Genomic DNA, 24,746 nt, shown 5'->3' on the forward strand with positions numbered 1-24,746 from the left:
GCTTACCGCGCTGGACTCATCCGGTGCCGATCTGTGCCAGCAGCTTGTCGGCGGCGGCGTACGGGTCGAGCGCCCCCTCGGCCACCTTCGCGGCGAGCGCCGGCAGCTCCGTACCGTCGCGCAGCGAACCGATCCGGGCCCGCAGCACGCCCAGCGCGATCGCCTCGATCTCGGCGGCGGCCCGCGCCTGCCGGCGGCGGCGCAGCTCGTCGTGCTTCTCCAGCCAGTCGCGGTGCTTGTCGATCGCGGCGGCGATGTCGTCGATTCCCTCGCCACGCGCGGCGACCGACCGGACCACCTGCGGTCGCCACTCGCCCGGTCCGCGCTCACCGAGGGCGATCATGCCCTGGATGTCGCGGACGGTGGCGTCGGCGCCGTCCCGGTCGGCCTTGTTCACCACGAAGACGTCGGCGATCTCCAGGATCCCCGCCTTGACCGCCTGGATCGCGTCGCCCATGCCGGGGGCGAGCAGCACCAGCGTGGTGTCAGCCAGCGAGGCGACCTCCACCTCGGCCTGCCCCACACCGACGGTCTCCACCAGCACCACGTCGCAGCCGGCACCCTCCAGCACCCGCACCGCCTGCGGGGTCGCCGCCGACAGGCCGCCGAGGTGACCCCGGCTGGACATCGACCGGATGTAGACCCCCGGGTCGGTGGCGTGGTCCTGCATCCGGACCCGGTCACCGAGGATCGCCCCGCCGGTGAACGGGCTGGACGGGTCGACGGCCAGCACCCCGACCCGGTGCCCGCGTGAGCGCAGCGCCCGGACCAGCTCGTTGGTGGTGGTCGACTTGCCCACCCCGGGAGACCCGGTCAGCCCGACCACCTGGGCCTGACCCGCGTACGGGGCCAGCGCCGCCGCCACCCGGGGCAGCACCTCGTCGCCGGACTCGACCAGGGTGATCAGTCGGGCCACGGCGCGCGGGTCACCGGCGCGGGCCCGCTCCACGAGCATCGGCACGTCCCGGCTCCGGCGGACCGACGGCACGCCGGCGGCCGTGGCCCGCTCGACCGCTCCGCTCACGGTGCCACCTTCGTTCGCGACTGCGGGGCTCGCACACCCCGCTCACTCCTCACGCTCACGGTGCCATCTTCGTTCGCGACTGCGGGGCTCGCACACCCCGCTCACTCCTCACGCTCACGGCTGCTCGCCGGGGTTGGGGACGCGGATGATCAGGGCGTCGCCTTGGCCGCCGCCGCCGCAGAGCGCCGCCGCGCCGATGCCGCCGCCGCGCCGCTTGAGCTCCAGGGCGAGGGTGAGCACCAGCCGGGCCCCGGACATGCCGATCGGGTGCCCAAGTGCGATAGCGCCGCCGTTGACGTTCACCTTCTCGGCGCCGACCCCCAGGTCCCGCATGGACTGGATGCCCACCGCGGCGAACGCCTCGTTGATCTCGATGAGGTCGAGGTCCTCCACGCCCAGTCCGTCCTTGCGCAGGGCGTGGCTGATCGCGTTGGAGGGCTGCGAGTGCAGGGAATTGTCCGGGCCCGCCACGTTGCCGTGCGCGCCGATCTCGGCCAGCCAGGTCAGCCCCAGCTCCTTGGCCTTGGCCTTGGCCATCACGACGACGGCCGCGGCCCCGTCGGAGATCGGCGAGGCGCTGCCAGCGGTGATCGTGCCGTCGGAGGCGAACGCCGGGCGCAGCCGGCCCAGCGACTCGACGGTGGTGTCCGGGCGGATGCCCTCGTCCTCGCTGATCACCACCGGGTCGCCCTTGCGCTGCGGGATGGTCACCGGGACGATCTCGTCGGCGAAGTGGCCGTTCTTCTGCGCGGCGGCGGCCCGCTGGTGGCTGGCGGCGGCGAAGGCGTCCTGCTCGGTGCGGGTGATGCCGTGCCGCGCGCCGTGCCGCTCGGTGGACTCGCCCATCGAGCAACAGTCCCAGGCGTCCGTCAGCCCGTCGAGGGCCATGTGGTCGGAGATCGTGACGTCGCCGTACTTGTAGCCGACGCGCTGACCGCGCAGCAGGTGCGGGGCGTTGGTCATCGACTCCATGCCGCCGGCCACCACGATGTCGAACTCGCCGGCCCGGATCAGCTGGTCGGCCAGGGCGATCGCGTCCAGGCCGGAGAGGCAGACCTTGTTGATCGTCAGTGCCGGCACGGACATCGGGATGCCGGCCTCGACCGCGGCCTGCCGGGCCGGGATCTGCCCGGTGCCGGCCTGCAGGACCTGGCCCATGATGACGTACTGCACCTGATCGGGGGCCACCCCGGCGCGCTCCAGCGCGGCCTTGATCGCGACGCCGCCGAGCTTCGTGGCGGGCAGATCCTTGAGGTTGCCGAGCAAACGCCCCATCGGGGTCCGCGCGCCGCTGACGATCACCGAAGCCATGTGCCTGCCTCCGAGGGGGATGCCGAGCCGTAAAACTTAACGATTGTTCGGTTGCACGGGTGTTCGGTCAGACTAACGCCATGGCTGAGAACTCCCCCGCCGAGCCCGCTGCCGACTTCGTCACAGACATCGGCCTGCGCCGCATCGACCACGTCGGGATCGCCGTCGCCGACCTCGACGCCGCGATCGACTTCTACCAGCGCACGTTCGGGATGCGCTGTGTGCACACCGAGACCAACACCGAGCAGGGCGTCCGCGAGGCGATGCTGGCGGTCGGGCCGACCGTCGAGGGCGGCTGCGTGCAGTTGCTGGCCCCGCTGACCCCGGAGTCGACCATCGCCAAGTTCCTGGACCGCAACGGGCCCGGCGTGCAGCAGGTGGCGTACACGGTGGTCGACATCGACGCGGCGTGCGCGGCGCTGCGCGAGCGCGGACTACGGCTGCTCTACGAGACCCCCCGCCGGGGCACCGCGGACTCCCGGATCAACTTCGTCCACCCGAAGGACGCCGGCGGCGTCCTCGTCGAGCTGGTGCAGCCGAAGTGAGGAAAGGGCCCCTGTTGACGCATTCGGTAGAGCAGGGGCCCCTGCCAACCATCGGCCCGGGAGCGGCCCCGCCTTGCGTTCCTGGCACTCCGACGCCATCAACCGGTTTCCGTGACCACTGAGCGCCGCTAAGGCCGGCGGCGAGCCGTCCGGGGGATGCCCCACCGGGCATTGCGGCGGTGCGCATTGCCTTTCGACGCCGGCCGCCGGCCCCCTTTCGCGTGATACCGGTACGGGTCGACAGGGAAACCGGTACGGGTCGACAAACTGCCGCGGGGCGCGCCCGTGACCCCTTTTCCCGCTCGCCCGCCACCCGCCTCCCACGCGTCCGGCCACCCGTCGGGCGGACCGCCCGACCCACCCGGGAGCTGCCAAGATCGCCCGTCGATCCGGCCCGGCCGGCGGCGACCTGTTGACCATGTAAACCGGACACGAAAGCGTCGCACCGCTCTTGCGAAGCACCCCGGGGGGTCTGCGAGTATGTCCCAATGCCCCAGCAGCAGTCCTCCCCTCTTGCGTTCTTCGATAACGCGAACTCGCAGCCAGATTTCACCGTTGGCCTGCGCGGATACAACGTCGGGCAGGTCGATGACTTCATCGGTCGGCTGACCGCCGCGCTGACCCAGTCCGAGCAGGCCCGCGCCGAGGCCGAGCAGCGGATGAACGACGCCCAGCGTCGGCTCCGCCAGGCCGAGCAGCGCCAGAGCGCGCTGGAACAGAAGCTCGCCGAGACCAACAAGCAGCTCGAGGAGAACAGCCGGCCGACCCTCTCCGGCCTGGGCACCCGCGTCGAGCAGATTCTGCGGCTGGCCGAGGAGCAGGCCAACGACCACCGCAACGAGGCCAAGCGCGACTCCGAGGGCATCCTCTCCGCGGCGCGCCTGGAGGCGCGCGAGATCACCGACAAGGCCCGCGCCGAGGCCGCCGCGATGAAGGCCACCGCCGAGCGCGAGGCCGGCAGCGTCCGCACCGCCGCCGAGCGGGAGGCCGCCGAGGTGCGTGTGCAGGCCCGCCGGGAGGCGGACACCCTGCGCGCCGACGCCGAGCGGGAGACCAAGCAGCTGCGCACGGTCACCGCGCACGAGGTCGCCGAGCTGAAGTCGACGGTCGAGCGCGAGGTCGCCACCCTGCGCGCCACCGCCGAGCGGGAGATCACCCAGCAGCGGGCGAAGGCGGCGCGGGAGGCCGAGGAGAAGCGCGCCGAGGCGACCAAGCTGCTCACCGACGCCCGCGACAAGCGCGACAAGGACCTCCAGGCCCTGGAGCTCCAGCTCGCCGAGCGGCGCGAGAAGGCCGAGCGCGAGGAGTCCGAGCGGCACGCCGCCCAGGTCGCCCAGACCCAGAAGCTGGTCGGCGAGGCCGAGCAGCGCGCCCGGGCCGCCCAGGAGCGGGCCAAGGAGATCGAGCAGCGCGCCGAGGCCCGCCGCGTCGAGTCCGAGCGCACCGCCAACGACACGGTCGAGAAGGCCAAGGCGCTGTCCGAGAAGACCCTCAACGAGGCCAAGGCCGAGGCGAAGCGGCTGCTCACCGAGGCCCGCACCGAGGCCGACCTGACCACGCAGGCCGCCCGCCGCGAGGTCGAGGACCTCACCCGGCAGAAGGACGCCGTCACCTCGCAGCTCGGCCAGATGCTCTCCGGCCTCGCCGGCATCGTCCCGGGCGTGCCGTCGGCTCCGGCGCAGGCCACGCCGGAGCCCGCCAAGGCGGACAGCAAGAACGAGCGGGTGACCGCGGAGTCCGCCGGCTGACCGACCGCACGGCCGGGGGCATGGACACGGCGCGGGGTGACACCGGGTGACCGGTGCGGCCCCGCGCCGTCTGCGTTTTCGACGCCCGGGCACGGGTGCCGGCGGCGGCAGTGAAGTAGCTCCCATCCGGGGCGTCCGTATCGCCCCAGCCGAGCCGGATGCGTGTGAGGATGGGGGCATGTCGCACGGCGAGGAACTGTTCGCTCTCGGTGGGGATGTGACTACGGAGCCCAGCTTCGAGTCCGCCCTGCGGGGGTACGAGAAACGACAGGTCGACCGGTACGTCGCTCGCGCGGAGCACGAGATCGCGACACTGGCGGCCGAGCGTGAACAGGCGTACACACAGATCCACAAGCTCGCCGGGCAGGTCGAGGTGCTGCAACGCGACCTCGCCCAGGTCCGCAAGCAGGTCGGCGTGGTGGACCGGGCCTCGTTCCGGCACCTCGGCCCCCGGGTCGAGCAGATCCTCACCCTCGCCGAGGAACAGGCCGACGACATCCTGATCGCCGCGAACGAGGAGATCGAGGCGCGGCGGGCCGCTGCGGAGCACATCGTCGCCGAGGCCAAGGAGCAGGCCGCCCAGGCGCTCAAGGACTTCGAGATCGCCCTCGCCGCCCGTCGGGCCGAGGAGGAGCGGCACAGCGCCGCCCGGCGCGCCGAGGCGGACGCCACGCTCAAGGCGGCCAAGGACGAGTCCGCGCAGCTCCGCACAGCCGCCAGGGACGAGTCCGCGCGGCTGCGCAAGGCCGCCCAGGAGGCCCTGGAGAAGGCACAGCAGGAGGCCACCCAGCTCCGGGACGCCGCGAAGGAGATCCACACCCGGGCCCAGCAGGAGGCGACCAAGCTGCGCGAGGCGGCCAAGGAGGCCCTCGCCAAGGCGCAGCAGGAGGCCACCCAGCTCCGCGAGGCGGCCAAGGAGGTGCATGCCAAGGCGCAGCAGGAGGCGAAGCGGCTCACCGACAACGCCACCGAGGCCGGCCGCGCCACCCACGCCAAGGCGTTGCAGGAGGCCAAGCGGATCACCGACGACGCCGAGGGCGCGGCGAAGGCCACCCGCGACCGAGCCCGGCAGGAGGCCGAGCGGCTCACCGCCCAGGCCACCGAGGCCAGCAAGCGCCAGCGGGCCGACACCGAGGCGTACGTGCAGCGGATGCGCACCGAGACCGAGGCGTACGTGCAGCAGGCCCGTGCCCAGACGCAGCAGGAGCTGGGCGCCTGGCGGGCCGGCGTGGAGCAGGAGGTCAACGGCCGACGGGAGGCCGCCGAGCGGGAGCTGGCCCAGCGCAAGGAAACCGCCGAGCGGGAGTACGCCCAGCGCCGCGACGAGCTGGAGCAGCAGCACACCGCCCGGCAGAGCGAGCTGGAGCAGCAGTACACCGCCCGGCGGGCCGAGATCGAGGACGCCGCCGCGGAGATCCGGCGCGCCGCCGAGCAGGACGCCCTCACGATGCGCCGGCAGGCCGAGGAGGAGGCGGCCGAGTTGCTGGGCCGGGCCGAGAGCGACGCGGCCGACAAGCGACGCAGGGCCGACGAGCACGTCGCGGCCTCCCGCCGCCAGTTCGAGGAGTACGCGGCCACCACGCAGCAGCACCTGGCCACCACCCAGCAGCACCTCGCGGCGACCCAGCAGGAGGTGGCCGCCGGCCGCCAGCAGCTCGCCCAGGTAATGCTGGATATCGCCCAGGCCCAGCAGGAGCTGGCCGACCTGCGGCAGGCGACCTGGCAGTCCCGCCAGGAGTCGGACGAGCTCCAGCAGCAACTGCTCGACCTGCGGCAGCAGCTGGCCGGTGCGCGCCTGTCGACCGCCGCTGCCGCCCCGGTCAAGCCGAGCACCACCACGCCGGTCAAGACCACCGCCCCGGCCGAGCCGACCACCACCACGCCGGTCAAGACCACCGCCCCGGCCAAGCCGACCACCGCCACGCCGGCCAAGGCGACCGCCCCGGCCGCCGAGCCAGGGCCCACCGCCACGCCGGTCAAGACCACCGCCGAGGCGGGGACGGCGAAGGCCACGCCCATCGGCGACGCCCCGGCGAGGATCCGGCCCGTGGCCGAGCCGGTCACCACGGTTAACGGCGGCGCGGCGAGCGCCGGGGTGGACGGCGAGCCGACGGTGGCCGCCGTACCCGGCGAGGGTGGCCGGGGGGCGATCCCCACGAAGATCACCAGCACCGGCGAAAACCGCAAACGGCCGACCAAGCCGACCACCGACGAGCGCAGCGCCAAGCCGAGCAAGGTTTCCGTCGAGTCCGAGTGAGACCGGGGTCGGGTCCGAGCCAGGCCAGGGTGGCCGGGCCGGTCGGCCGCCAACTACCCTCCCGGCAGGACCCGCGACCGGCCAGGGCCGCGGGACGGCTGACGGCTCTCCGGGCGCACCCCGCCGGAGGGCGGAGGAGGTCTCGGTGGCGCACGACGGGCGGGGCGACGACGGCCGGACGGACCGTACCGACCCGGGCGGCCTGCCCACCGACCGCTTCCACCCGGGCGGCGCACCCGACGACACCCCGCCGGGCGACGCGCAGGCGGAAACCGTCCCGGCGGATCTCGGGGACCCGAGCGACTTCGACCCGCCTGGCGCGGTCGCCGCCGGCTCCGGCCGGTTCGGCATGCCGGGGCGGCCCCTGCGTCGCAGCAGCTTCCTCGTCGGCTTCACCGGCGCGCTCGGCGTGCTGCTGGCGTACGCCGTCTTCCTCGGCGTGCGCAACTCGGCCGGGATCCTGGTGCTGGTGGTCATCGCGCTCTTCCTGGCCGTGGGGCTCAACCCGGCGGTGGTCCGGCTGCGCTCGTGGGGCCTGCCGAACGGGCTGGCCGTCACGGCGGTGACGCTGACCGTGCTGCTGCTGATCGTCGGCGGGCTGGTGGCGCTGGTCCCGCCGGTGGTCACCCAGTCGGGGCAGTTCGTCGAGCAGCTACCCAGCTACGTCGAGGAGTTGCGTCGCAACAAGGCCGTCAACGACTTCGTCGTGCGGTACGACGTGATGGACAAGGTCAAGGCCGCGGCGGACGCCGACACGATCGGGCGGGCGCTGGGCGGGGTGCTCGGCGGGGCCCAGCTCATCTTCGGCACGGTCTTCCGGGCGCTCACCGTGCTGGTGCTGACGATCTACTTCCTCGCGTACTTCGACCGGCTGCGCCGCGTCGGGTACGCGCTGGTCCCCCGCTCCCGCCGGCGGCGGGTGCGGCTCATCGGGGACGAGATCCTGGCGAAGGTCGGCGCGTACATGGTGGGCGCGCTGGGCATCGCCGTGCTGGCCGGGGTGACCACCTTCGTGTTCGCGCTGGTCGTCGGGTTGCCGTACCCGTTCGCGCTGGCCGTGGTGGTCGCGGTGGCCGACCTGATCCCGCAGATCGGTGCCACCCTCGGCGCGGTGGTGGTGAGCCTGGTCGGCTTCGCCACCGACCTACCGGTGGGGATCGCCTGCGTCGCGTTCTTCGTGGTCTACCAGCAGGTGGAGAACTATCTGATCTACCCGAAGGTGATGCGCCGCTCGGTCGAGGTCAACGAGGTGGCCGCCCTGCTCGCCGCGCTGCTCGGGGTGTCGCTGATGGGCGTGGTCGGCGCGCTGATCGCGATCCCGACGGTGGCCGCCCTCCAGCTGATCCTGCGCGAGGTGGTGCTGCCCCGCCAGGACCGGCGCTGACGAGCATCCGGAACGGGTTCAGTCGGCGCTCGCGGCGCTCGGACCCGGCACCGGGACGTCGGCGAAGGAGGCGACGGTCCGGTCGGCGTACGCGCTGACGTCGCCGGTCTCCATCGGGCCGTCCCAGGTGCGCGGCAGGGGCAGCGGGACTGCCGGGTTGACCCGGTGGACGATCTCGTCGAGCACGGTCTCGGCGTCGCCCACCCACAGGTGCTTCGCGCCGGGCATCCCGACCACCTCGGCCTGCGGCACCGCGGCGAAGCGTTGCCGGGCCTCCTCCGGGCGCAGGTAGTCGTCGAACTCGGGCACCAGGGCGGTCAGCGGCTTGCCCGTCTCCGCCCAGTGGGCGAGGTCCTCGGGCGTGGAGAAGCGCAGCGGCGGGGAGAGCAGGATCGCGCCGGCCACCGCCGGGTCGCAGCCGTACCTCAGGGTCAGGTCGGTGCCGAACGACCAACCGACGAGCCAGACGTTCGGCAGCTCGGCGAACTCGGCGTACTCGATGGCGGCGGCCACGTCGAAGCGCTCGCCGACCGCGTTGTCGAACGCGCCCTCGCTGGTGCCCCGCACGCTGCTGGTGCCGCGCGTGTTGAACCGGAGAACGGCCAAATCCGCCAGCGCCGGCAGCCGCCAGGCGGCCTTGCGGAAGACGTGGCTGTCCATCATCCCGCCGTGGGTCGGCAGCGGGTGCAGGCAGATCAGCGTGCCGGCCGGGTCCCGGTCGACCGGGCGGGCCAGCTCACCGACGAGGCGCAGGCCGTCGGCGGTGTGCAGCTCGATGTCCTCGCGGTGCCCGGGCAGGATCGAGGACGCGCGGATCGGTGTGCTCACCGTCCCAGTCTCGCGCGTCGCCGCCGGTGCCGCCCGCCCGGGCGGAAACAGGGTGATCCAGATCGCTCAGCCGTAGCGGGGGGCGCCGCGGCCGCGCTGGATTCCCGGGCCGCGCCGGTCCCGCGCCCGCCAGCAGCCGCTGTGCCAGTGCCGGCGGTCGGTGAGGTCGCCCCGGTCGTCGGCCGGCCAGGCCACCAGGTGCGCCACCCCGGGGCGGATCTCCTGGTCGCAGCCGGGGCAGCGGTACGTCTTGACCGACGCTCCGCCGCTGATCCCGCGCACCTGCCAGTCGCCGTCGCGCCACTGCTGCACCGTGGGCACCCCGTGGCGGGCCCGGTCGGCGTCCAGGTGGGCGTGCTCGTCCTGACGGGGACGGTTGCGACGGGGGCTCACGACTACCAAGCGTACGGTCAGCCGCAGGCCGTGGCCTGGTGAGGTGCGCGGCGTGCCGGGCTCCTGCGCGGCCCCGCTCAGCGGCGGGTGTGGTCGCGGAAGCCGCGCCCGGTCTTGCGGCCCAGGTACCCGGCGGTGACGAGGTGCTCCAGCAGCGGTGCCGGGGCGAAGCCGGGCTCGCGCAGCTCCAGGTACAGCTCGCGCTGGATGGCCAGCGCGACGTCGAGGCCGACCTCGTCGAGCAGCTCGAACGGGCCCATCGGGTAGCCGCAGCCGAGCTTCATCGCGTGGTCGATGTCGTCGGCCGTGGCGTAGCTCGCCTCCAGCATCCTCACCGCGTCGTTCAGGTACGGGAAGAGCAGCGCGTTGACCACGAAACCGGCCCGGTCGCCGCAGATCACGCTGGTCTTGCCGAGCGCCGCGCAGACGGCGCGGGCGGTGGCGCTGGTCTCCTCGGAGGTGCGGATGGTCCGCACGATCTCCACCAGCGGCATCACCGGCGCCGGGTTGAAGAAGTGCAGCCCGACCACGTCGGCCGGCCGCTGGGTGGCCATCGCGAGGTCGATCACCGGCAGCGACGAGGTGGTGGTGGCGAGCACGACGCCCGGCTTGCAGATCTCGTCGAGGCTGGCGAAGAGGGCCTTCTTGACGCTGCGCTCCTCGACCACGGCCTCGACGACCAGGTCGACCTCGGCCAGGTGGTCGAGGGTCGCCGACCAGGTGACCCGGCCGAGCGCGGCGTCCCGGTCGGCCTCGCCGATCCTGCCCCGCACGACGCCCTTGTTCAGGGAGGTCTTCACCGCCTCGCAGACCTTCGCGGACTTCTCCGCGCCCCGGGCCACCGAGATCACCTCGTACCCGGCGGTGGCGAAGACCTCGATGATCCCGGTGGCCATCGGGCCGGAACCGACGACACCGACCCGGGTCGCGCCTGCGGGGCTCGCAAGCTCACTCCTCGCGCTCCCGACACCGACCCTGCCGACGGCGCGGGCGCCGTCACCGGCCGCCGGCCGCGTCTCGCCCGGGGTCAGCTCGTCCGGTACGACCTTCGGCGAGCCCGGCCGCTCGTAGGTGTAGAAGCCCCGGCCGGACTTGCGGCCGAGCAGGCCGGCGGTGACCATCTGCCTGATCAGCGGCGCCGGGGCGTGTCGGCGGTCCCGCCCGCCGTGCCGGTACATGGTGTCCAGGATCTCAGCCGCGGTGTCGAGGCCGATCAGGTCCATCAGGGCGAGCGGGCCCATCGGCAGGCCGCAGCCGAGCTTCATGGCGGCGTCGATGTCCTCGCGGGTGGCGTACCGGGACTCGAACATGCCGACCGCGTGGTTCAGGTAGCCGAAGAGCAGCGCGTTGGCGATGAAGCCGGCCCGGTCGCTGATGGTGACGTCGACCTTGCCGAGCCGGGCGCACAGCGCCTCGACGTCGGCGACCACGTCTGCGGAGGTGACCACCGTGCGGACCACCTCGACCAGCTTCATCACCGGGGCGGGGTTGAAGAAGTGGATGCCGATGACCTGGCTGGGCCGGCCGGTGGCAACGGAGATCTCGGTGACCGACAGCGACGAGGTGTTGGTGGCGAGGATCGCCTCGGGCTTACAGACCTGGTCCAGCTTGGCGAAGAGCCGCTGCTTGAGGTCGAGGTGCTCGGGGACCGCCTCGATCACCAGGTCGACCGAGTGCAGCGCGTCCAGCCCGACCTGGAAGTCGACTCGGGCCAGCAGGGCGTCCCGGTCGGCCTCGGCGAGCTTGCCCCGGGCGACGGCCCGGTCGGTCGAGCCGGTGAGGGTAACCTTGCCGCGTTCGAGGGCGGCTGCGGAGATCTCCACCGCGACCACGTCGATGCCGTTGCGCGCGAAGACCTCCACGATGCCGGCACCCATGGTGCCCAGCCCCACAACGCCCACGCTGGTGAACTCGCGCGCCACGACCGGCCTCCCCAATGCTCCGCGGAACCGCGTGCCCGATGCGCCGCGGGACCGCATGAACGGTCACTAAGGTTATGCGCGCGAGTCTGCCACGTGCCGGCCCGCCGTCGAGACGCGGTGGGTATGTCACCGGGCCTGTTCGGTCAGGGCCAGCAGCTCGGCGACGAACTCCGCCGGCCGCTCCAGGTGCGGGCTGTGCCCGCAGCCCGGGAGCACGACCTCCCGGTACGTCCCGCCAGCCGCAGCGTACCGGTCGAGCACCGCCCGGGTCTGCCCGACCATCGGCTGGGGCGGGCAGTCCCGCTCCCCCGGCCAGCCCGGCACCGCCCCGAGCGACCCGAGGTACGCCAGGTCAAACAGCGAGGTGTCCGAGACGATCACGTCGGCGTCGCCGCGTACCCAGGTGATCGGGGGTTTGCCGGCGACGGCGACCAACTCGTCGGCGATACGGAAGTGGGCCGGGGCGAGTGCGTTGAGCACCCCGCTGCCGCCTGCGGCGGTGCCCGGCCAGTGCGGCGACGCGACCGCCGTGCCGGGGTAGTTGCCGTCCCCGGTCGCGGTCGACAGGAGGCTGTCCAGCAGCAGTTCCTCGTCGTCGCCGAGCGACGCCGGGTCCGCCACGTACGCGGTCCGCAGCACGTTGCGGGGGCTGGCCGGAGCGTCCGCGCCCCGGTCGCCGGCGATCAGCCGGGCCACGAAGTCGGCGTTCGCGGTGCCGCCGCCGGTGCCCGCGAAGTCGGGTGTGGTCGGGGTGCCGTCGAGGTCCCGGGTGCCGCCGAAGCCGTACGGGGAGACGGGCGCGGAGAGCAGCACCCCGGCCACCCGGTCGGGGCGGTCGACCAGCAGCCGCATCGCCACGCCCCCGCCGAGGGAGTGCCCGACCACCACCGGCCGCGCGCCGGGGCCGAAGATCCCCTGGGCGTCGAGCAGGGCGGCGACGTCGTCCGCGAAGTCCCGCAGCCCCCGGGTGGCGTCCACTCCGACGGTGTCGGTGTCGCCGTACCCGCGCAGGTCCGGGGCGACCACCCGGAGGGTGTCGGGCAGCCGCCGCAGCAGCGGCTCCCAGAACGCCGAGGACGAGCAGTTGCCGTGCACCAGCAGCACGGGCCGGCCGTCGGGCGGCCCGGCCACCCGGACCCGCTGGACGATCCCGTTGCCCCGCACGGTGCGCTGCGTGCTCTCCATCCGCGGCATGCTGCCACGCCGGGCCGGTTGGCTCCATGTGGTCGGCCCACATGAAGTGAGAGGGCGTCAGATGTGGGCGGCCGTCGGGGCGGCGACGGGCAGCGGCAGGGTGGGCCGGCGGTCCCGGCGTTGCGGCCCGAGCCGCAGCCCCACCGGGTCGGTCCGGGCCAGGCCCGGGTCGAAGAAGCGCAGCTCGGTGCGGCCCAGCCGGATCACGTCCCCGTCGGAGAGCAGCTCCGGCACCTCGATCCGGCGGTCGTTCAGCCAGGTGCCGTTGGTCGAGCCCAGGTCCTCCAGCCACACCCCGTCGCCGGTCAGCCGTACGCTGGCGTGCCGGCGACTCAGGTGCGGGTCGTCGACGCTGACCTGCGCGGTGGGCGCGCGGCCGATCACCTGGGGCGTGGCGCTGAGCCGAAAGCTCGCCCCACGCATCGGTCCACCCGCCACCGTCAGCAGCGGCATCAGTTCCGGGAAATCCTCCATGGACGGTCAGCCTCCAGCCACCGGTATCCGGCGTCAGCCTGCCATCACCCGGTAATGATCCCCACCACCGCCCGGTCACCTCCCGGCCCCCGGGCGGTCAACTCCCGTTAGCCGGTTCGGCTTTCGGCGCAGCGCACCAGGGCCGTCGGCCGCCCTGTCGGGAACCGGTCATCCGGCCCACCGATCACCTACCGACGAGTAGCTTCGGGGTCTAGACTTCCGCCATGACGGCTGTGCATGTCCCGGGTACCCCGATCGTCTCCGAGGGGCGGCTGGTGTCCACCAGCCCCGCCACTGGAACGGAGGTGGGTCGGCTGCCGGTTTCCGCCGAGGCCGACGTCGCGCGGGTGGTCGACCGGGCCCGCGAGGCAGCCGGGTGGTGGGCGGGGCTCGGCTTCGCCGGCCGCCGGGGCCGGCTGCTGCGCTGGCGGGGCGTCCTCGCCCGGCGGATCGAGGAGCTGGCCGAGCTGATGCACGCCGAGGGCGGCAAGCCCGTTCCGGACGCGATCGTCGAGGTCCTCACCGCGATCGAGCACATCGACTGGGCCGCCCGCAACGCCGGCCGGGTGCTCGGCCCGCGCCGGGTGCGCTCCCGGCTCGTCCTGGCCGAGTTCTCCGGCCACCTCGAATACCAGCCGTACGGGGTGGTCGGCGTCATCGGCCCGTGGAACTATCCCATCTTCACCCCGGTCGGCTCCAGCGCGTACGCGCTCGCAGCCGGCAACACCGTCGTGCTGAAGCCCAGCGAGTACACCCCGGTCGTCGGCCAGTGGCTGGTCGACAGCCTCGCCGAGGTGGTGCCCGAGCAGCCTGTCTTCACCGCCGTGCACGGCCTCGGCGACGTCGGCGCGGCCCTGTGTCGCTCCGGGGTCGACAAGCTGGCCTTCACCGGCTCGACGGTCACCGCCAAGAAGGTGATGGCCGCCTGCGCCGAGACGCTCACCCCGGTCCTGCTGGAGGCCGGCGGCAAGGACGCGATGATCGTCGACAGCGACGCCGACCTGGACGCCGCCGCCGAGGCGTGCGTCTGGGGCGGGCTCACCAACGCCGGCCAGACCTGCATCGGTATCGAGCGGGTGTACGCCGTCGAGCCCGTCTTCGACGCGTTCGTCGGCAAGGTCGTGGAGCGGGCAAGCCGGCTGACCGTCGGCGCCGACGGGGCCGACATCGGCCCGATCACCATGCCCGGTCAGCTCGACGTGATCCGCCGGCATATCGACGACGCGCTGGCCCGGGGCGGGCAGGCGGTCCTCGGCGGCACCGACGCGGTGCAGCCGCCGTACGTGCGTCCCACCATCCTGGTGGACGTGCCGGAGGACTCGCTCGCCGTCCGGGAGGAGACCTTCGGCCCGACGCTGACGATCAACCGGGTCCGCGACGCCGACGAGGCGGTCGCCCGCGCCAACGCGCTCCCGTACGGCCTGGGGGGTTCGGTCTTCGGCCGGCGGCGGGCGGTGGCCATCGCGCGGCGGCTGCGCTCGGGGATGGCCGCGGTGAACTCCACCCTGACCTTCGCGGGGATGTCCACCCTGCCGTTCGGCGGGGTCGGCGAGTCCGGCTTCGGCCGGATCCACGGCGAGGACGGGCTGCGCGAGTTCGGCCGGCCCAAGGCGATCACCCGCCGCCGGGCCCGGTCGCTGCTGCCGGCGACGACCTTCGAGCGCACCCCCGCCGACGTCGCCCGCCTGGTCAAGGTCACCAAGCTGCTGTACGGCCGGCGGCGCTGACCCGGCCCCGTCGTGCGGGCGGTCAGAACAGGGTCAGCTCGTCGCGCTCGATGCCGCGCAGCTTGTCGTAGTCGACCACCACGCACCGGATGCCCCGGTCCGTGGCCAGGACCCGGGCCTGCGGCTTGATCTCCTGGGCGGCGAAGACGCCGGTGACCGGGGCGAGCAGGGGATCACGGTTCATCAGTTCGAGGTAGCGGGTGAGCTGCTCCACCCCGTCGATCTCGCCCCGCCGCTTCACCTCGACGGCGACGGCACCGGAGTTGGCGTCCCGGCAGAGCAGGTCCACCGGCCCGATCGCCGTCATGTACTCCCGGCGGACCAGGGTGTACCCCTCGCCCAGCGCCGCCGGGTTGGCCGCCAGCAACTCCTGGAGATGCGCCTCGACGCCGTCCTTGCGCAGGCCGGGATCGACGCCCAGCTCGTACGAGGTGTCCTGGAAGACCTCCTCCAGGGTGATCCGCAGCTCCTCGCCGGCCTTGTTGACCACCCGCCACACGCCGGGGGCCTCCTCCAGCCGACAGGGTGGGCTCATCCAGTTCAACGGCTTGTACGCCCGGTCGTCGGCGTGGATTGACACCGACCCGTCCGCCTTCACCATCAACAGGCGTGTGGCCAGCGGCAGGTGAGCCGAGAGCCGTCCGACGTAGTCCACCGAGCACTTCGCAATTACCAGCCGCACCCGACGAGGGTAGCGGAGACCCCGGCGTTCGCCGTCGAGCGGCACTGGCGTGCCGGTGCCATGCTGAGACGGTGTTCGAAGTGCTCACGGGTACCGGGCTTGCCGCGTCGGCCGGCCTGAACGCCTACATACCCCTGCTGACCATGGGACTGCTGGCCCGCTACACCGACCTGATCGACCTGCCCAGCGGCTGGCAGTGGCTCGGCAACGGCTGGGTCGTCGCCATCCTCGCGGTGCTGCTCACCGTCGAGGTCGTCGCCGACAAGGTGCCGGTGCTCGACCACGTCAACGACGTCGTCCAGACCGTGGTCCGACCGACCGCCGGCGGCCTCGCCTTCGGCGCCGGCTCCACCTCCGAGACGGTCACCGTGAGCGACCCCAGCAGCTTCTTCTCGTCCAACGACTGGGTGCCGGTGGTTACCGGCGTGCTCATCGCCTTGGGCGTGCACCTGCTCAAGTCCGCCGCCCGCCCCGTGATCAACGCGACCACCGCCGGCTTCGGCGCCCCGGTCGCCAGCACCGCCGAGGACGCCACCAGCGTCGTCGTGTCCCTGGCCGCGATCATCCTGCCGGTGCTGGTGCTGGCTTTCCTGCTCGGCCTGGTCGCGTTCACCGTCTGGTTCCTGCGCCGCCGCAGGGACCGCCGCCGCGAACGCCAGGCCGCCCGCACCGCCGGCTACCGCGTCTGACGGGTACGCCCGCCCCGCAAACACCACCGGCCGGGCCCCCGAAACGGGGCCCGGCCGGTGGTGGTGTGGGGTCAGCTGTTCCAGTGCTGGGCGACGAGGTCGGCGGCCTGCTGTTCCCATTGGGCGTATGCGTCGGGGTAGGCCGAGACCTGGACGGTCTGGGCGGCGTCGGTCAGGGGCATGTTCTGCCAGCCGTCGACCTGTCGCAGGCCCTTGAGGAACGCGGTGGTGGCGTATTCGGGGTTGGTGATCTGTTCGGGGGTGCCCCAGCCGCTGGAGGGGCGTTGCTGGAACAGGCCGAGGGAGTCGTGGTCGTTGCGGTCGCCGAGGTGGCCGAGGTTCTCCAGCTTCGATTCCTGCAGGGCGGTGGCGATGGAGATCACGGCGGCTCGTTCGTCGAGGCCGGTCTTCTTCGTGGCGGCGATGATGGCCTTGACGTTGGCGGTCTGTTCGGTGTTGAGGTTGATGTGGGACTGGGTGCCCTGTACGCCGTGGGGGATGAGTTTGGTGGTGTCCACGGTGTTTGCCTTGTCGGTCTGGATGGCGGCGACGGGGCGGGTGTCGGCGGTGGTGGTGTCGGTGTGGTGCAGGGGGCCGGCGGCGAGGCCACCGGCGAAGGCGAGGCCGGCGATGCCGAGGATGCTGTTGCGCAGGATCGTCGTGTTCATGGGGGTGACTCCAATCGGGGGTCGACACCTACCTGGGGGGGTGGGTGTGTGCACCACGTCGAGGCGCCCGAGAAAGAAAAAGGGGGGACGGCGCACAGGTGAACGGCGCCCGGTCGAGATGTAACGACCGACGGCCGGCCCGCATTCCAGTCGAGCCCGTTGCGGCGGCTCCAGCCACCCGCCCCGAGGCCCAGCCATGCTGGCGACCACGGGGGATGCTCGGGGGCCCGTCGATCTGCTCGATCGTCTGTCAGGTGTAACGCCCCCGCCCCCGCCGCGATTCCGCCCCCGGGGTGCCGGCGGTCACCACCACCCACCCCACCAAACCGGACAATCCACCCACAAGGTCAGTTGATCGACTCGGTGTCGGGGATATGGGGGCATCCCGGGTGCCGGATGCCCCCATATCCCCGACGCGGCGCATCCGGCCCTCGACATGGGCGCATCCGGCCGAAACCGGCGGGACGGGGCGGTCTCACGAGCGGGACAGGGGCAGCCGCGCGGGCACCCGCCGAGAGATCATCTCCCGGTGCCCGCAAAGAACTCTCGCGTCCCCCTGATGGCGACGCTCGCCGCCCTGGCCGGCGTCGCGATCCTCCTCGCCGCCCCCGCACCTCCGGGCGAGCCCGGTCGCACCGCCATCGCCCGGGTGTCCCCGGCGATGCCCCCCACCGCCGGGGAGGACCGGACGCCCAACCCGACTCCGCCCACGCCCCCATCCGCGCGGCCCGAGGACCCGGTTCGGCCCGACCAGGGCGAACGGCTCAACCCGCCCAGCACCGGGTCCCCGGCTGCGACGGTCCCGGGAGCGAGCCGCCCCGACCGGCGGCCCCCGGTGGTCGACCACGGCCCGCGCACCGGCGACCTGGTGGCGCTGACCTTCGACGCGGACATGACGGACGCGATGCGGTACCAGCTACGCAGCGGTGCGGTGCGGTCGTACGCGAACCTGGCGATCGTCGACCTGCTGGAGCGCGAGCGGGTGCCGGCCACCTTCTTCCTGACCGGCAAGTGGGTCGAGGAGTACCCCGAGGTGACCCGTCGGCTGGCCGCCAACCCACGCTTCGAGCTGGCCAACCACACGTACGGCCACCTCGCCTTCACCGCCGACTGCTACCACCTGCCGACCATTCCCCGGCAGCGGATGGCCGCCGACGTGGCCCGGACGTTCGACGTGATCGCCCCGTACGGCGGCCGGCAGACCCGGTACTTCCGCTTCCCCGGGCTGTGCCACGACGGCGCGGCACTGGCCGCACTCGCCCCGCTGGGCGTCACCGTCGTGGACGGGGACGTCATCAGCGGCGACCCGTTCGCGAAGTCCTGGCGGCCGGTCGTCGACGCGGTGCTGTCCCGGGTACGCCCCGGCTCGATCGTCGTCCTGCACGTCACCGAGGCCAACGCTCCCATGACCGACGAGGCGCTGCCGCACATCCTGGCCGGGCTGGCCGCCCAGGGCCTGAGGCCGGCACCGCTCTCCGAGGTGCTGGGCGCCACGCCGGCCGGCTGACCGAAACAACCGATCACTCACACTAAATCCGACAAAAGCCTAATATCGGAAGAAGTCTGCGAGAACCAGAGGAGGTCGCCATGACTACGGCGATGGAGATGCCCCGCGTCCAGGAATGCGTGGTCACGGCCTGCGCCTACAACCACACCAGCGACTGCCACGCGTTCGCCATCACGATCGGCAGCGCCGACCACGCGCACTGCCACACGTTCGTCGAGATGCCGATCCGGGGTGGCATCGAGGACATGATCGCCCAGGTCGGTGCCTGTCAGCGCTCGGACTGTCGGCACAACTCCGATCTGGAGTGTCACGCCCCGGCGATCCGCGTCGGCCCGGACAACGACATGGCCGACTGCATGACCTACTCCAGCCGCTGACGCGGCGTTGCGCGTTGGCGGCTGTTAGCAGGGGCCCCTTGTACAACAGAATGCGTTAACAAGGGGCCCCTGCTTACAAGCCGTTGGCGTGGCGGACGACGGTGACCAGGTCGTCGACGATGCCGGTGAGGGCGAAGTCCTTCGGCGTGAAGACGCGGGCCACGCCGGCCGCCCGCAGCGCGTCGGCGTCGGCGGCCGGGATGATGCCGCCGACCACCACCGGCAGGTCGCCCCGCCCGGCGGCGCGCAGCCCGTCCAGCACGGCCGGCACCGCCGCCAGATGCGAGCCGGACAGCACGGAGAGCCCGACCAGATCGACGTCCTCCTCCACGGCGGCGGCGACGATCTGACCGGCGGTGAGTCGGATGCCCTGGTAGATCACCTCGAAGCCGGCGTCGCGGGCGCGTACCGCGATCTGCTCGGCGCCGTTGGAGTGCCCGTCCAGGCCGGGCTTGCCGACCAGCAGTCGCAGCCGGCCACTGCCCAGCTCCCGGGCCGTCGCGGCGACCCGCTCCCGTACGGCGGCGAGGGTCGCGTCGCCGCCCGCCCCGGCACCGCCGGTCAGCCCGGTCGGCGCCCGGTACTCCCCGAAGACCCGCCGCAGCGCGCCGGCCCACTCGCCGGTGGTCACCCCGACCCGCACGCACTCCAGCGTTGCCGGCATAAGGTTCGCGGTGGTCGCGGCGTCCGCGCGCAGCCGCCTCAGTGCCGCGTCGACGGCCGCGCCGTCACGCCCGGCCCGCCATCCGCGTACGGCGGCCACGGCCGCCGCCTCCACCGCCGGGTCGACCTGCTCGATGGACTCCGCGCCGGCCGCGGTCAGCGGCGACGGCTCGGTCTCGGTGAACCGGTTGACGCCCACCACCGTGTCCGCGCCGGACTCCACCCGGCGGCGACGCTCGGTCAGCGAGGCGACCAGCGCGCTCTTGAGGTACCCGGACTCGACGGCGGCCACCACGCCGCCCATCCCCAGGACCTTGTCCAGCTCCACCCGGGCCCCGGTGACGACCTCGTCGACCAGCGCGGTCATCACGTGCGAGCCGGCGAACAGGTCGGGATACTCCAGCAGGTCCGACTCGTACGCGAGGACCTGCTGCATCCGCAGCGACCACTGCTGGTCCCAGGGTCGGGGCAGGCCGAGCGCCTCGTTCCAGGCCGGCAGTTGCACGGCGCGGGCGCGGGCGTCGCGGGACAGGGTGACGCCGAGCATCTCCAGCACGATGCGCTGGATGTTGTTCTCCGGCTGGGCCTCGGTCAGCCCGAGCGAGTTGACCTGCACCCCGTACCGGAAGCGGCGCTGCCTGCGGTCGGTCACGCCGTACCGCTCGCGGGTGATCTCGTCCCAGAGCGCGCCGAACGCCCGCATCTTGGCGATCTCCTCGACGAACCGCACACCGGCGTTGACGAAGAACGAGATCCGGGCGACCACGTCGCCCATCCGCTCGGCGGGCACCTGACCGGAGTCGCGTACCGCGTCGAGCACGGCGACGGCGGTGGCGAGGGCGAAACCGACCTCCTGCACCGGCGTCGCCCCGGCCTCCTGGAGGTGGTACGAGCAGATGTTCACCGGGTTCCACCGCGGCATCTCAAGCAGCGTGTACGCGACTACGTCGGCGGTGAGCCGAAGTGACGCCGCCGGCGGGAAGATGTACGTCCCCCGGGACAGGTACTCCTTGATGATGTCGTTCTGCGTGGTACCGGCGCAGCGGGCCAGCTCGGCACCCTGCTCCGCGCAGACGCCACGGTAGAGGGCGAGCAGCCACATGGCCGGCGCGTTGATCGTCATGGACGTGTTCATGTCGGCGAGTGGAATGCCGTCGAAGAGGGCCCGCATGTCGCCGAGGTGGGCCACCGGCACCCCGACCCGGCCGACCTCGCCGGCGGCCAGCTCGTGGTCGGGGTCGTACCCGGTCTGGGTGGGCAGGTCGAAGGCGACCGACAGGCCGGTCTGCCCCTTGGTCAGGTTGCGGCGGAAGAGGGCGTTGCTCGCGGCGGCCGAGGAGTGCCCGGCGTATGTCCGCATCACCCACGGGCGGTCGCGCTCGGACAGCCGGCCGGAGGAAGCCTTCTCATCCATGGCCGGAGTTTAAGTTACCGCTCAGTAGAACGAGCTGTGGAAAACCACACAGGTCCATGTCGTGGACGGCGGGGCGCAGAGCACGCGGCGTGGCCGTGACCACCACACCCCGGCCGTCCGCCGGCCCCGCCCAGGTCGCACACTTGACGGCATGGATGACGAGCTGGCGATCTCCGTCCGGGGGCTGCGCAAGGCGTACGGCGACAACGTCGCGGTGGCAGGCGTGGACCTCGACGTCCGCCGCGGCGAGGTGTTCGCGCTGCTCGGCCCGAACGGCGCGGGCAAGACCACCACGGTGGAGATCCTGGAGGGCTACCGGCGGCGCGACGCCGGCGAGGTCCGGGTGCTGGGCAGCGACCCCGAGCTTGCCTTCGGGTCGCGACTGCGGGGTTCGCAGGCTCGCTCCTCGCGCGCCCCAGGGCACCCCGCCCGCGACTGGCGCTCCCGGATCGGCATCGTGCTCCAGGGCACCGGCGAGTTCGACGAGCTGACCGTCATCGAGGTGGTCCGCCACTTCTCGGGCTTCTATCCCGACGCCGACGACCCGGCGAAGGTCGTCGAGCGGGTCGGCCTGGGCGCGAAGGCGAAGGCCCGCACCCACACCCTCTCCGGCGGGCAGAAGCGCCGCCTCGACGTGGCCCTCGGCATCGTCGGCCGCCCCGAGCTGCTCTTCCTCGACGAGCCGACCACCGGCTTCGACCCGGAGGCGCGCCGCGAGTTCTGGGAGCTGATCCGGGACCTGGCCGCCGCCGGCACCACCATCGTGCTGACCACCCACTACCTCGACGAGGCCGAGTCGCTCGCCGACCGGGTCGGGGTGATCGCCGCAGGTCGGGTGATCGAGGTCGCCCCGCCGAAGCTGCTGGGCAACCGCCAGGACGCGCTCGCGACGGTTTCCTGGCGTACCCCCGAGGGGGCGCTGGAGAGCGCGGAGAGCGCGGCGCCGACGGCGCTGGTCGCGGAGCTGGCCGCGCGCTACGGCGGCGAGGTCCCCGGCCTCACGGTGACCCGGCCGACCCTGGAAGACGTCTACCTGCGGATGATCGGACACCCATGACGACCACGACGGATCAGGCACCCCCGGCCACCGCCGCCGCACCGGCCCGGCGGCCGGGCGCGGGCACGCTCGCCCTGCGCCAGGGCCGGCTGGAGATCACCCAGTTCCTGCGCAGCCGGGAGTCCGTCGTGTTCACGATGGGCTTCCCGATCATCATGATCCTGATCTTCGCGGCGATCTTCAACGACGAGATCGCCCCCGGGGTGAGCTTCACGCAATATTTCATCACCGGCATGATCGCGACCGGCCTGATGACGGTCAGCTTCCAGAACCTGGGCATCTGGATCCCGATCGAGCGGGACCGGGGGGTGCTCAAGCGGTACCGGGGCACGCCGATGCCGAAGTGGGTGTGGTTCGCCGGCAAGGTGATCGTGGTGGTGGCGATCGGCGTCGCCGAGACCGCCCTGCTGCTCGCCGTCTCGGTCGCCCTGTTCGACCTGAAGCTGCCCGGCACGGCCGGGAAGTGGTTCACCTTCGGCTGGGTGTCCGTCCTCGGGGTCACCGCGTGCACCCTGTGCGGCATCGCGATCTCGTCGCTGGCCCGTACGGCGCGCAGCGGATCGGCCGTGGTCACCCCGGTCGCCCTGGTGCTCCAGTTCATCTCCGGGGTGTTCTTCGTCTTCACCAACCTACCGTCCTGGATGCAGCAGGTGGCGGCACTCTTCCCGCTGAAGTGGATGTGCCAGGGGCTGCGGGCGGTGTTCCTGCCGGAGAGCTTCGGCGCCCGGGAACCGGGCGGCTCGTTCGAGCTGGGCCGGGTCGCCCTCGTCCTCGCCCTGTGGTGCGTGATCGGCCTGGTGCTCTGCCTGACCACCTTCCGCTGGACCACCAAGCGCGACGGCTGAGGTGCAAGGAAGGGCCCCCTGTTAACGCATACGGTAGAGAGGGGTTCCCCTCTCACCGGCGCTGTCGCGGGCGGGGCTCGGACGGAGGGCTCGCACGCGCGGGGCGGCCGATGTGGGGCAAAGCTGGGAGACTGTGCCGATGGTGGCGCGACCGACGCGGCGGGCGTTGCTGCTGGCGGGTGCCGGCGCGGCGACGCTTTCCGTGGGCGGTGGCTTCGCGGCCCGAGAGCTGACCCGTCCGCGCCCCGGGCCGGCCCCCGAACTGCCCGACGCCCCGGCCGGCGACGAGCGGCTGGTCCGGCGGGAATCGGCGGCCCGGGGCCGTGCCGTCGACTTTTGGACGGCCGTGCCGGCGGGGCACGGCGACGGGCGGGGGCTGCCGGTCTGCCTGGTGCTGCACGGCGCGTCGGCAACCCCGCGCGACTACGCGCGCTTCGGGCTGGCCCGGTTCCTCACCGACGCGACGCGCCGGGGCACGCCCCCGTTCGTCCTCGCCGGCGCGACCGGCGGCCGGCTCTCCTGGCGGCCCTCAGGGGCCGACGACCCGCAGCGGATGGTGCGCGAGGAGCTGCCTGCCTGGTGTGCCGAGCGCGGCTTCGACGCCGGCCGCGTCGCCGCCTGGGGCTGGTCGATGGGTGGCTTCGGGGCACTGCTGCTCGCCGAGACCTTCCCCGGCTGGCTGCGCGCGGTGGCCGCGTTCTCCCCGGCCGTACGCGGCGGGGACGCGGTCCTCACCGGCGTGGCACGGCTGCGCGGCACGCCGGTAGGGCTCTGGTGCGGCCGGCAGGACGGCCTGCTGAGCAAGGTCCGGGCACTGGCCCGCGCGCTGCCCGAGCCCCCGGTGCGCGCCGAGTACGCCGACGGCCGGCACGACTTCACCTACTGGGGCAGGGTCATCCCGGACGCCTTCGCCCTGCTGGGCTCGGCCCTCGCCCGTCCCTGACGCCACCGGCGGGAGGACGACGGCCGGCGGGCACAGGAGAGCGGCGAAAGGACGACGGCCGGCCCCGCGGGCGAACACGCGCCCGCGGGGCCGCACCCGTCAGTACGTGTAGAAGCCCTTGCCCGTCTTGCGCCCCAGGTCGCCTGCGGTGACCATGCGCTGGAGCAGCTCCGGCGGGAAGAACTTCTCGTCGGCGGTGTCGGTGTAGATGTTCCTCGAGGCGTGCATGAGCACGTCGACGCCGGTCAGGTCGGTGGTCGCCAGCGGGCCCATCGCGTGGCCGAAGCCGAGCCTGCAGGCGGTGTCCAGGTCCTCGGCCGACACGACGCCGGACTCGACGAGCTTGACCGCCTCGACGACCAGCGCGGCGATCAGCCGGGTGGTGACGAAGCCGGCGATGTCCCGATTCACCACGACGACGGTCTTGCCGATGCCCTCGGCGAACGCCTTAGCGGTGGCCAGGACCTCGTCGCTGGTCTTGTAGCCCCGGACCAGCTCGCACAGCTTCATCATCGGCACCGGCGAGAAGAAGTGCGTGCCGACGACCGACTCGGGGCGCTCGGTCACGGCGGCGATCTGGGTGACCGGAATGGCCGAGGTGTTGGTGGCGAGCACCGCGTCGGCCTTGCAGATCTCATCCAGGGCCCGGAAGACCTCGTGCTTGATCTCCAGCCGCTCGAAGACCGCCTCGATGACGATGTCCGCGTCGGCCACCGCCTCAAGGTCGGTGGTCGGGGTGATCCGGCCCAACGTGGCCTCCACCTCGCCGGGTTCGATCTTGCCCTTCTCGGCGAACTTCTCCAGCGACTTCCGGATGCCGGCCAGTCCGCGCCCGGTGGCCGCGTCGTCCAGGTCCCGCAGCGTCACCTGCCATCCCGCCTGCGCCGCCACCTGGGCGATGCCCGAGCCCATCAGCCCGGCCCCGACGACCGCGAGTCGACCCGCCATCTGCTTCTCCCTCGCCTGCTTGGTTGTCTCTCAGCACCCTACTGGCGATACTGAACGACAACTAAGCCGACCGCCGGGCCGGCGGCGGCAACGGGCCACGCCGGACACAGGGCCACGCCCGCGCTGCACTCAGGCCCCGCCGGACG

22 protein-coding genes are annotated in these 24,746 nt (G+C 72.8%); 11 read left to right on the forward strand and 11 right to left on the reverse strand.

All coding sequences use genetic code 11. The features are described 5' to 3' along the window. Positions 1–16: 16 nt before the first annotated feature. Both meaB and MCAG_RS09060 read right to left on the reverse strand, forming a co-directional pair. The gene (gene meaB / locus MCAG_RS09055) at positions 17–955 is read right to left on the reverse strand and encodes a methylmalonyl Co-A mutase-associated GTPase MeaB (RefSeq protein WP_232290365.1); all 939 of its coding nucleotides are present in this window, start codon (positions 953–955) and stop codon (positions 17–19) included. A 183-nt stretch (positions 956–1,138) separates the two neighbouring features. Next, the gene (locus MCAG_RS09060; RefSeq protein WP_007072665.1) at positions 1,139–2,335 is read right to left on the reverse strand and encodes an acetyl-CoA C-acetyltransferase; all 1,197 of its coding nucleotides are present in this window, start codon (positions 2,333–2,335) and stop codon (positions 1,139–1,141) included. Between the two features lie 80 nt (positions 2,336–2,415). Between MCAG_RS09060 and mce the strand changes: the two genes are divergently transcribed. The 4 genes from mce to MCAG_RS09080 all read left to right on the forward strand — a co-directional run bounded on the left by mce (position 2,416) and on the right by MCAG_RS09080 (position 8,269). Next, on the forward strand, positions 2,416–2,880 hold the full coding sequence (mce, locus tag MCAG_RS09065; RefSeq protein WP_036376734.1) for a methylmalonyl-CoA epimerase: 465 nt from the start codon (positions 2,416–2,418) through the stop codon (positions 2,878–2,880). 488 nt (positions 2,881–3,368) lie between these two features. After that, entirely contained in the window at positions 3,369–4,628 is a 1,260-nt protein-coding gene (locus tag MCAG_RS09070) for a hypothetical protein (RefSeq protein ID WP_007072667.1), read from the forward strand. A gap of 178 nt (positions 4,629–4,806) precedes the next feature. Further along, on the forward strand, positions 4,807–6,885 hold the full coding sequence (locus MCAG_RS09075) for a hypothetical protein (RefSeq protein ID WP_036372907.1): 2,079 nt from the start codon (positions 4,807–4,809) through the stop codon (positions 6,883–6,885). 145 nt (positions 6,886–7,030) lie between these two features. After that, positions 7,031–8,269, forward strand: coding sequence for an AI-2E family transporter (locus MCAG_RS09080; protein WP_007072669.1), 1,239 nt, complete (start codon positions 7,031–7,033; stop codon positions 8,267–8,269). A gap of 18 nt (positions 8,270–8,287) precedes the next feature. Here the strand turns inward: MCAG_RS09080 and MCAG_RS09085 are convergent, their stop codons facing one another. The 5 genes from MCAG_RS09085 to MCAG_RS09105 form a co-directional block, all read right to left on the reverse strand. After that, positions 8,288–9,097 carry an alpha/beta hydrolase gene (locus tag MCAG_RS09085; RefSeq protein WP_007072670.1) on the reverse strand — a complete coding sequence of 270 codons (810 nt, stop codon included), beginning with the start codon at positions 9,095–9,097 and terminating at the stop codon, positions 8,288–8,290. A gap of 66 nt (positions 9,098–9,163) precedes the next feature. Continuing rightward, complete coding sequence (locus MCAG_RS09090; protein ID WP_232290118.1) at positions 9,164–9,490, reverse strand: hypothetical protein; 327 nt, start codon at positions 9,488–9,490, stop codon at positions 9,164–9,166. Between the two features lie 77 nt (positions 9,491–9,567). Continuing rightward, on the reverse strand, positions 9,568–11,412 hold the full coding sequence (locus tag MCAG_RS09095; protein WP_036372911.1) for a 3-hydroxyacyl-CoA dehydrogenase family protein: 1,845 nt from the start codon (positions 11,410–11,412) through the stop codon (positions 9,568–9,570). Between the two features lie 126 nt (positions 11,413–11,538). After that, positions 11,539–12,606, reverse strand: coding sequence for an alpha/beta fold hydrolase (locus MCAG_RS09100; protein ID WP_007072673.1), 1,068 nt, complete (start codon positions 12,604–12,606; stop codon positions 11,539–11,541). A 57-nt stretch (positions 12,607–12,663) separates the two neighbouring features. Further along, on the reverse strand, positions 12,664–13,080 hold the full coding sequence (locus tag MCAG_RS09105; protein WP_007072674.1) for an FHA domain-containing protein: 417 nt from the start codon (positions 13,078–13,080) through the stop codon (positions 12,664–12,666). A 224-nt stretch (positions 13,081–13,304) separates the two neighbouring features. On the opposite strand from MCAG_RS09105, the gene MCAG_RS09110 reads away from it, so the two are divergent. After that, a complete protein-coding gene (locus MCAG_RS09110; RefSeq protein ID WP_007072675.1) occupies positions 13,305–14,807 on the forward strand; it encodes an aldehyde dehydrogenase family protein in 1,503 nt (500 codons plus the stop codon). Between the two features lie 22 nt (positions 14,808–14,829). Here MCAG_RS09110 and nucS read toward each other — a convergent pair whose 3' ends face one another. Further along, positions 14,830–15,489: an endonuclease NucS gene (gene nucS / locus MCAG_RS09115; RefSeq protein ID WP_007072676.1), complete on the reverse strand. Its 660-nt coding sequence runs from the start codon at positions 15,487–15,489 to the stop codon at positions 14,830–14,832. A gap of 71 nt (positions 15,490–15,560) precedes the next feature. Here nucS and MCAG_RS09120 point away from each other — a divergent pair, with 71 nt between their 5' ends. Beyond that, positions 15,561–16,178 carry a DUF4126 domain-containing protein gene (locus MCAG_RS09120; protein WP_007072677.1) on the forward strand — a complete coding sequence of 206 codons (618 nt, stop codon included), beginning with the start codon at positions 15,561–15,563 and terminating at the stop codon, positions 16,176–16,178. A gap of 71 nt (positions 16,179–16,249) precedes the next feature. Here the strand turns inward: MCAG_RS09120 and MCAG_RS09125 are convergent, their stop codons facing one another. Then, the gene (locus tag MCAG_RS09125) at positions 16,250–16,846 is read right to left on the reverse strand and encodes a hypothetical protein (protein WP_007072678.1); all 597 of its coding nucleotides are present in this window, start codon (positions 16,844–16,846) and stop codon (positions 16,250–16,252) included. A 529-nt stretch (positions 16,847–17,375) separates the two neighbouring features. Between MCAG_RS09125 and MCAG_RS32355 the strand changes: the two genes are divergently transcribed. Together MCAG_RS32355 and MCAG_RS09135 are read left to right on the forward strand one after the other, a co-directional pair. After that, positions 17,376–18,353, forward strand: a complete 978-nt coding sequence (locus MCAG_RS32355; RefSeq protein ID WP_232290119.1) for a polysaccharide deacetylase family protein — start codon at positions 17,376–17,378, stop codon at positions 18,351–18,353. 80 nt (positions 18,354–18,433) lie between these two features. After that, complete coding sequence (locus tag MCAG_RS09135) at positions 18,434–18,730, forward strand: DUF1540 domain-containing protein (RefSeq protein WP_036372915.1); 297 nt, start codon at positions 18,434–18,436, stop codon at positions 18,728–18,730. A gap of 73 nt (positions 18,731–18,803) precedes the next feature. Here MCAG_RS09135 and MCAG_RS09140 read toward each other — a convergent pair whose 3' ends face one another. Beyond that, on the reverse strand, positions 18,804–20,807 hold the full coding sequence (locus tag MCAG_RS09140; protein ID WP_007072681.1) for a protein meaA: 2,004 nt from the start codon (positions 20,805–20,807) through the stop codon (positions 18,804–18,806). 151 nt (positions 20,808–20,958) lie between these two features. On the opposite strand from MCAG_RS09140, the gene MCAG_RS09145 reads away from it, so the two are divergent. The 3 genes from MCAG_RS09145 to MCAG_RS09155 all read left to right on the forward strand — a co-directional run bounded on the left by MCAG_RS09145 (position 20,959) and on the right by MCAG_RS09155 (position 23,652). Next, positions 20,959–21,864 carry an ABC transporter ATP-binding protein gene (locus MCAG_RS09145; RefSeq protein ID WP_007072682.1) on the forward strand — a complete coding sequence of 302 codons (906 nt, stop codon included), beginning with the start codon at positions 20,959–20,961 and terminating at the stop codon, positions 21,862–21,864. Then, positions 21,861–22,709 (forward strand): ABC transporter permease, encoded by an 849-nt coding sequence (locus MCAG_RS09150; protein WP_007072683.1) that lies wholly within the window; start codon positions 21,861–21,863, stop codon positions 22,707–22,709. Before MCAG_RS09145 ends, MCAG_RS09150 begins: the two co-directional genes overlap by 4 nt. A gap of 139 nt (positions 22,710–22,848) precedes the next feature. Next, positions 22,849–23,652, forward strand: coding sequence for an alpha/beta hydrolase family protein (locus tag MCAG_RS09155; RefSeq protein ID WP_036372918.1), 804 nt, complete (start codon positions 22,849–22,851; stop codon positions 23,650–23,652). Between the two features lie 99 nt (positions 23,653–23,751). On the opposite strand, the gene MCAG_RS09160 is transcribed toward MCAG_RS09155, so the two are convergent. After that, positions 23,752–24,600 carry a 3-hydroxyacyl-CoA dehydrogenase family protein gene (locus tag MCAG_RS09160; RefSeq protein WP_007072685.1) on the reverse strand — a complete coding sequence of 283 codons (849 nt, stop codon included), beginning with the start codon at positions 24,598–24,600 and terminating at the stop codon, positions 23,752–23,754. Positions 24,601–24,746 lie beyond the last annotated feature (146 nt).

Source organism: Micromonospora sp. ATCC 39149 (genome assembly GCF_000158815.1).
Taxonomy (GTDB): Bacteria; Actinomycetota; Actinomycetes; order Mycobacteriales; family Micromonosporaceae; genus Micromonospora.